The organism is Chloroflexota bacterium (assembly GCA_016197225.1).
GTDB lineage: Bacteria > Chloroflexota > Anaerolineae > Anaerolineales > VGOW01 > VGOW01.
In genome coordinates this window covers 1-6,792 of record JACPWC010000106.1, presented here as the reverse complement: position 1 = coordinate 6,792, position 6,792 = coordinate 1, and the positions used below count along the sequence as shown (strand labels likewise).

Below are 6,792 nucleotides of genomic sequence, written 5' to 3'. Positions count from 1 at the left end.
GTCTCATCTCTATGCCTCCCGCTCTTGTAGGCGCACTTTGTCAACCACAGAGGAAAAAACGGCGGCCTGCTCGCTGGTTAGTTGCTGACCAGTAACTTCTTGGTAAAAAGCCGCGAATAGCGTAGCGATATCAGAGTTTATGTGATCAGTTTTGCTTAGTGGGCTATTTGTTTCTAAAGTTCGAGTCGGGTAGTCAATCCCTGAAAAATTTGGATAAACTTCTCTAAGTTTACTCGCCGCGTTTAGGATTGCTCCTGTGTATTTAAGCTTTACCTTGACAAAGTCTTCGAGATTCCCGCGCTCTACTTTTCCAGAGAGTATCTCCGCTATTGTGCCTTCAACGTATCGGACATCTCTCTTTGCCGTAAAAGGGATGCGCTCAACTTTGCACTGCCCAGTAGCATCTATCTCTACCAAGTTCACGGACTTTGAATGAGATGCTTCTGAGAACGAGTATTTGAGCAACGAACCTGAGTAATGAATTTTTTCGTTTGCTAGCGATTGGGGGCGATGTAAATGTCCTAAGGCAACGTAATGAAAGCCATCAAAACAATCGGCGCTTACCGTTCCAGCCGTGCCTACAGACAAAGGGCGTTCGTCGCTGGCTTCTCCTCCAACAACGAAAGCATGGCCTACAAGAACTGGTCGTGTCATAGAAGAGAAAGAGGGTTTTGCTTTTAGGTCGTTAACCCACGCGCGGAGACCGGAATCATGGTTTGTAATCTGATCGTTTTGCAGATATTCTCTCATTAATGAAGGTTCTGCATAAGGCATAGCATAGAAGGAGACTGCTCCTGCTTCATCGTACATTTGAATGAAGGATCGCTCAGAAAGCGCTCCAAAGACATGCAGCTTTAGTTTCTCTAACAGCCGGGCCCCGAATTGAAGTCGCTGAGGGTTGTCATGATTGCCTGCAATAAGCAGAACTGGAATCCCAATACCTAGAATCAGACGGGAGAGCGTATCATCCAGTAATTGAACGGCGTCTGTCGATGGAATTGCGCGGTCATAGATGTCTCCAGCAATAATTAAGAGAGCAGGCTGGGTGTCTCTTGTTAAATCAATTAACTGATTTAGTACGTAGGCCTGATCTTCTATTAATGAGATATTGTAGAGCGAACGACCTAAGTGCCAGTCAGCTGTGTGTATAAATCTCACGGTTCCCTCGCTGTTAACGGCTTAAATCTTTGGTAGTGATTTGGGGTTATACGGCTGAATAAATTGGCGGTGTCTCGTTGGTGATGTTGCCAGGCCATCCATTTTGGGTGGCCTTTTTGTTTCTGGGTACGTCGGGTATCATCTGCGCGCACTGAGGTCAGTGTCACTATTTCAGGTCACCGGAGAAAAAACGCTCCCCTCCAGGTTAGATGCTTGGCCGCACACCTGGAGGGGAGCAGCCCTACATGGTCATTGTAACTGAGTTCAACTGTACTGTTCAAACTTACCGGGCGCAGTTTGAGCAGTTGGTCTTTCCGCGTCCCACGACCTGCCCCCACTGTCAGGCCGCTCACTCCTTCGTCGGCCATGGGTGTTATCCCCGCAAACCGCTGGACGCGCAGCAGGTTTACCCCCTCCGCATCAAACGCTGGTATTGCACCGCCTGTCAGCGCACACTGTCGCTGTTGCCCAGTTTCCTGCTGGGTTTCCGGCATTACTTACTAGAAGTGATTCAAGCCGTCGTTATCGCACATTATGAAGATGCCATTTCATGGCGGCAGGTGGCGGAGCGTTGCGCCCCGCAAGGCGCGCCGTCGCTGCGGACGATGAAACGCTGGTGTCAGTCGTTAGCCACGCAGGCCGCGGCCTGGTTGGGCCAGATTGAGCAGACGTTGGCTCAACAGGCTCCGGCGTTGCCGCTCTTGGATGCGCTGGGCCTTGGTGCCGAAGCGCTGGCCCCGCCGCAGGGATTGTTAGCCGCCAGCTTGCATTTGTTGGCCTGGGCCAAAACCTGCTGGCCGGAATTGGCTGCCTACGGCTTCAATGAGCGGTTGCGCTTTCTCTGGCACTGGGGCCAGGCGCGGGGGCTGGCGCGATTGATCTGACCTACACACTTTGCGCGCTCCCCCAGACCTCAAAGTCGGCGTAAAGTGGCGGGCATATCCTTTTGACCACTTGGAGATGCCCCATGCCGACACAATCCTCCCCCTTGTCTGATCGTCACGACCTGCTCACCGAAATTGCGCTCTTTCGGTATGGCCTCATTGCGCCTCTCATTCACGACCCGCCCGACGCCGGCCAACAAGAGCCAGCCTTGCGGACGATTGCCGCCAAGACGTATCGCATCCCTGGTTCCACGCGCACTCGGGTGAGCGTCACCACCCTACGCCGTTATCTCAAGGTGTACCGCACACATGGCTTTGAGGCGTTGCGCCCTACGTCTCGAGAGGACGCCGGTCAGCCGCGCGCCTTTCCAGCAGAAGTGCTGGAGAAGGCTATCGCTTTGCGCGAAGACCAACCGGCGCGCACCACGCAGACCCTGGTGGACATTCTCAGTCGCGACCCCAGCCTACGGCTGGCGAAGCCACTCAATGTCCACACCTTGACCACGAACTTGCGCCGCCGAGGCAAGACCCGCCGCCTGTTGGCGCAACAGGCCAAGACCTATCGCCGGTTCGAGCGTGAGCACGTCAACGCCCTCTGGCAAGGCGACCTGCTAGTCGGGCCGTGGTTGCCCGACCCGGCCCCGCCCGGGAAGAAACGGCGCACCTACCTGTTCTGCTTCCTTGACGATCACTCACGGCTCGTGCCCTATGCCGAGTTCTTCTTCGATGAAGCCTTGCCGCGCCTGGAGCGGGTCTTGAAAGTCAGTATCCTGCGGCGCGGCGTGCCCCAAGCGCTGTACGTGGACAATGGCCAGGTCTACTCGGCCACCCAGTTCGCCGCGGCTTGCGCCACGCTGGCTATCCGACGGATTCACGCCGCACCTTACTCACCGGAAGGCAAGGGCAAGCAGGAAAGGTTTTTCGAGACGGTGCGCGCTCAATTCTTGCCTGAAGTCGAAACCTCGCAGTTGACGACCCTCACCGACCTCAATGAGTCGCTGTGGGCCTGGTTGGAATGCCTCTATCACCAACACGAACACACTGAAACAAAACAAACGCCGCTCGCGCGTTACACCGCTGGCCTGGCCCAGGTGCGCACGGTCGACCCCGAAACCTTGCGGCGGGCGTTTCTGTGGCGCGAGAAACGCAAAGTCTATCGTGACGCCACCATTGCCCTGCAGGGCAATCGCTACCAAGTCGAACCGCAATGGGCTGGGCGCACCCTCGAACTCCGCTTCGACCCCTTCGACCTCTCGCACGTTGAACTTTATCTCGAGGGGCAGTTACTCGGCCTGGCCAGTGTTCTGACTCAGGGTCGGCAGCGGCATCTGGCCGTTGAACGTTTAGCGACCGAACCGCCCCCACCACCGAAGCCGCAAACCGCGCTCGATTTTCTGGCCGCCCTACGCGCTGAATATGCCCAGCAACAGCAACAGACCCTCGGGCGGCTCTCCTTTGCTGAATTACTGTCGCCTGACGACTCAACCACCCTGGAGGCTTAACCATGTTCCAAGCGTATTATGGCTTCACCCGCGTCCCCTTCTCGAAAACGATTCCCACCGCCGACCTCTTCCCCACCGCTGGCCAGAAAGAACTCACCGCCCGTCTGACCTATCTGGTCCGCGAACGCGGCTTCGGCCTCATCACTGGTGAGATTGGTTCCGGCAAGTCTACGGCCGTCCGCGCCTTCGCCGCCAGTTTAGACTTCAATCGTTACTTGGTGATTTACCTGGCCAACCCCACCACTGGCATTTCCGGCCTCTACCGCGATTTACTGCTGGCACTGGGGCAGGAACCGCCCTTCAGCAAACCGCGCCTGGTCGCCGCTCTGCGCGCCGCCTTCGACGACCTGTGGCAAACCAAACATCGGGCCCCGGTCATCCTGCTCGATGAGGCACACCTCTTGACCCAACCGATGTTCGAGCAACTCCGTCTGCTCTTCAGCGACAAGATGGACAGCCACTCGTTGGCGACGGTGCTGTTCATCGGCCATCCCGAACTCCGCCGCACCTTGCAACTCACGGTCCACGAGGCGCTGACGCAGCGCTTGGCCGTGCGTTACCATCTCGGCCCGCTCGACCTGCCAGAAACCCTCGGCTACGTCAAGCACCACCTGCGCGTCGCCGGCGCCTCGACCCCTACGCTCTTTACCGACGACGCCCTCGCCCGCGTTTACGATTACACCAAAGGCATCCCCCGCCGCATCAACCAAGCCTGCACCACCGCTCTCATGGCCGGGTTGATTGACCAGAAGACCGTCATTGATGAGAGCACCCTCCGCAAGGCGATCGCTGAACTCGACCACGAGTGAACGGTGCGCCCTCGGCAACAAAAGGGCCCCGGTTGTTTTTCAACCGAGGCCCTCTTTTTATCCGTCGCGACGCCATTTATTCCAGCCTTGCACCACCAAACAATTCGGCCCTTAACACCTCGCTTTGCGCTGAACTTCGCGTTAATACTGAGAGGCGGCTTACTTGGTATATATGAATGGTAAAAAAACTGTGATTGCACTCATTTTAGCGCGTTGACGAAAATCCGCTGTGGTACGATCGCCCTAATTCCAGCAATTGTCCGCCGGAGCCTCCTCATGCCCTCACCCTCGCCTTCACCCTCCTCCCTAACGTCAAAAGCCTGGAACCCTCACCGTTGTATAATCCTCACCAACCTCCACCCATGCTCACCCTCTCCCAAACCTGGCAAACCACCTACCCCGGCGCCTCGCAAGGACTGCTGATCATGCGCGGCGTCGCCAACCCGGAGACGCACGCCGAACTCGAGCGCCGCAAAGCGGAGTTGGAGGCTGACCTACGCGCGCGCTTCGCCGGATACGACCGGGCGAAGTTCAACGCCCTGCCGGTCATGCAAGCCTACAACGACTACTACGGGCGCTTCAAGAAAAGCTATCACGTTCAATTGCAATTGGAGTCAGTCGTCCTCAAAGGCAAGTCCCTGCCGCGCGTCGCCGCTCTGGTCGAGTGCATGTTCATGGCCGAACTCAAGGATGGGATGTTGACCGCCGGCCACGACCTCGACGCTCTGCGCCGGCCGCTGAGGCTGGATGTGGCGCGCGGCGACGAGAGTTATATTCTGTTGAACGGCAAAGATGAAACGCTGAAGGCGGGCGACATCTTCATCGCCGACGCCGAAGGCGTGACCTCCAGCATCCTCTACGGCCCCGACCGCCGCACCCGCATCACGCCTGCGGCACGGGACGCCCTCTTCACCGTCTACGCGCCGCCGGGCATTGAGGCTGCCGCCGTGCAGGCGCATCTCGAAGACATTCAGGCGAACGTTCGTATTCGCGCATCGGGCGGCCCGGCATCGGCTCGAATTGTTTTGCCCCCTCCAACTTAAGAAACTTTGCCCGATCCGTTTCCGAGAGCCGCATCATCAGCGCCTCGCCGAACACGCCCACAAACATCTGCCCCTTGACGAAGGCGCACGGGTAGCCAAACATCTGGCGTTGCTCGGCCATTGGGAAATCGCCGAGTACCTTCGCAAATAGTTCTTTGATCCACTCCGGCGCAGGCTTGAACTTCGGCATCTTTGGGGTCTGGGGTTTTGGCTTTGGGATTTTGGTTTTCGGTTTGGTGGGCATGGCAAGTCTCCTTATTTTATTGCCAAAGTTATTTGCAGAGCGCCTCAATTTGCTGGCAATGCTCGTGTTCGTGCAACGCCATCCGCCGGGCCTGGCTGAACACACTGTGCGTCCGGCCTTCGATGCTAGCGGTTCTGGCCCAGACCGCTTCGGGCAAGTCAGCCAACACCCGCAGCAACTCGCCGCGCTTCAAGGCAAAGGCCTGAAACGATTGCTGGAATTCAAGTGAAGCATAACGAGTCGTCTTCGCCCAGCGGCGCTCGTCGAGCAAAGGCAACATCGGGCTGTCTTGGGTCAGCATGGCGTAAATGCTGTGCGACCATAAATCATCACAGGCTCGCAAGTGGGCCAACAGCTCCACCACCGACCACTTCTTGTCGCCGGGTGAGGTCTTCAATCGCAACTCGGCCAACCCGGTGGTGCTGGCCGCAATGCGCCGAGGCGTTTCTGCGAGGAGCGAGAGATGCTTTTGGATTTCGGCAGATGTGATTTTCAAGCGTGGCATGTGGCTGGCCTTGTAGTATATTGAGACACGATTGTAAAACAAAATGCGGGCTGTAACACATTAACTATTTCTTTTTTCATTGTAGTATCATACGCCTGTGGAAGAATTGAGCCTGATCCCGCCGGGACTGCCGGAGCGGATGAAGCTGGAAGAACACAAGGTTGCCCTGTGGCTGCCGTGGTTGCTCAGCGCCCCCTGCCTGCTGGTCATGTTGCTCACTGCCGGGCAAATCGCCTTATTTTTGCCTCGCCAGGATCAAGCCCCCGACACCCGCTCCCAATTGGCCGCCAATTATGCCCCCTGGCCTTTCACTATCTTCGCCCCCGTCAGCCCGGATATTGTGCAAGAGATCATCGCCGATCAAGGCCTCGACCCGAATGTGTTGGCAGTGATTCCGGGAACGATCTGGCTCCAGCCGCCTGGCATCAGCCTCGTCGTGCCAACGCCACTCCCCAGCCGCACCGCCACTTCGACCCCGACCCCGACCCCCACCCCCACCTCCACCAGCTCCGGCGGGGGCGGCCCCACCGCAACGACGACCCCAATCATCACCCCACCTCCGCCTACCAACACCCTCGTCGTCTTGCCAACAAGCACGCCCACACTTTTCGCTACTGTGACTCAAACAGTCACCCTCATCGCCCCCC

At 57.5% G+C, this 6,792-nt stretch carries 7 protein-coding genes; 5 read left to right on the top strand and 2 right to left on the bottom strand.

What is annotated here, in order from left to right:
* Positions 1–9: 9 nt before the first annotated feature.
* The gene (locus HYZ49_17855; protein MBI3244150.1) at positions 10–1,158 is read right to left on the bottom strand and encodes an exonuclease SbcCD subunit D; all 1,149 of its coding nucleotides are present in this window, start codon (positions 1,156–1,158) and stop codon (positions 10–12) included.
* 245 nt (positions 1,159–1,403) lie between these two features.
* Here HYZ49_17855 and HYZ49_17850 point away from each other — a divergent pair, with 245 nt between their 5' ends.
* The 4 genes from HYZ49_17850 (at position 1,404) to HYZ49_17835 (ending at position 5,396) form a co-directional block, all read left to right on the top strand.
* Positions 1,404–2,042: a hypothetical protein gene (locus HYZ49_17850; protein MBI3244149.1), complete on the top strand. Its 639-nt coding sequence runs from the start codon at positions 1,404–1,406 to the stop codon at positions 2,040–2,042.
* Positions 2,043–2,125: 83 nt separating this feature from the next.
* Positions 2,126–3,544: a DDE-type integrase/transposase/recombinase gene (locus tag HYZ49_17845; protein ID MBI3244148.1), complete on the top strand. Its 1,419-nt coding sequence runs from the start codon at positions 2,126–2,128 to the stop codon at positions 3,542–3,544.
* Positions 3,545–3,546: 2 nt separating this feature from the next.
* The gene (locus tag HYZ49_17840) at positions 3,547–4,353 is read left to right on the top strand and encodes an AAA family ATPase (GenBank protein ID MBI3244147.1); all 807 of its coding nucleotides are present in this window, start codon (positions 3,547–3,549) and stop codon (positions 4,351–4,353) included.
* Positions 4,354–4,715: 362 nt separating this feature from the next.
* Entirely contained in the window at positions 4,716–5,396 is a 681-nt protein-coding gene (locus tag HYZ49_17835; GenBank protein MBI3244146.1) for a hypothetical protein, read from the top strand.
* A 272-nt stretch (positions 5,397–5,668) separates the two neighbouring features.
* Here the strand turns inward: HYZ49_17835 and HYZ49_17830 are convergent, their stop codons facing one another.
* Positions 5,669–6,145: a DinB family protein gene (locus tag HYZ49_17830; protein ID MBI3244145.1), complete on the bottom strand. Its 477-nt coding sequence runs from the start codon at positions 6,143–6,145 to the stop codon at positions 5,669–5,671.
* A gap of 97 nt (positions 6,146–6,242) precedes the next feature.
* Between HYZ49_17830 and HYZ49_17825 the strand changes: the two genes are divergently transcribed.
* Positions 6,243–6,792 (top strand): hypothetical protein (locus tag HYZ49_17825; protein ID MBI3244144.1); only part of this gene is annotated, 550 nt, incomplete at its 3' end.

Bases quoted from the DNA above. Each gene is read 5' to 3' on its own strand.
- HYZ49_17850 (MBI3244149.1), top strand. From the start codon at position 1,404: ATGGTCATTGTAACTGAGTTCAACTGTACTGTTCAAACTTACCGGGCG.
- HYZ49_17845 (MBI3244148.1), top strand. From the start codon at position 2,126: ATGCCGACACAATCCTCCCCCTTGTCTGATCGTCACGACCTGCTCACC.
- HYZ49_17840 (MBI3244147.1), top strand. From the start codon at position 3,547: ATGTTCCAAGCGTATTATGGCTTCACCCGCGTCCCCTTCTCGAAAACG.
- HYZ49_17835 (MBI3244146.1), top strand. From the start codon at position 4,716: ATGCTCACCCTCTCCCAAACCTGGCAAACCACCTACCCCGGCGCCTCG.
- HYZ49_17830 (MBI3244145.1), bottom strand. From the start codon at position 6,145: ATGCCACGCTTGAAAATCACATCTGCCGAAATCCAAAAGCATCTCTCG.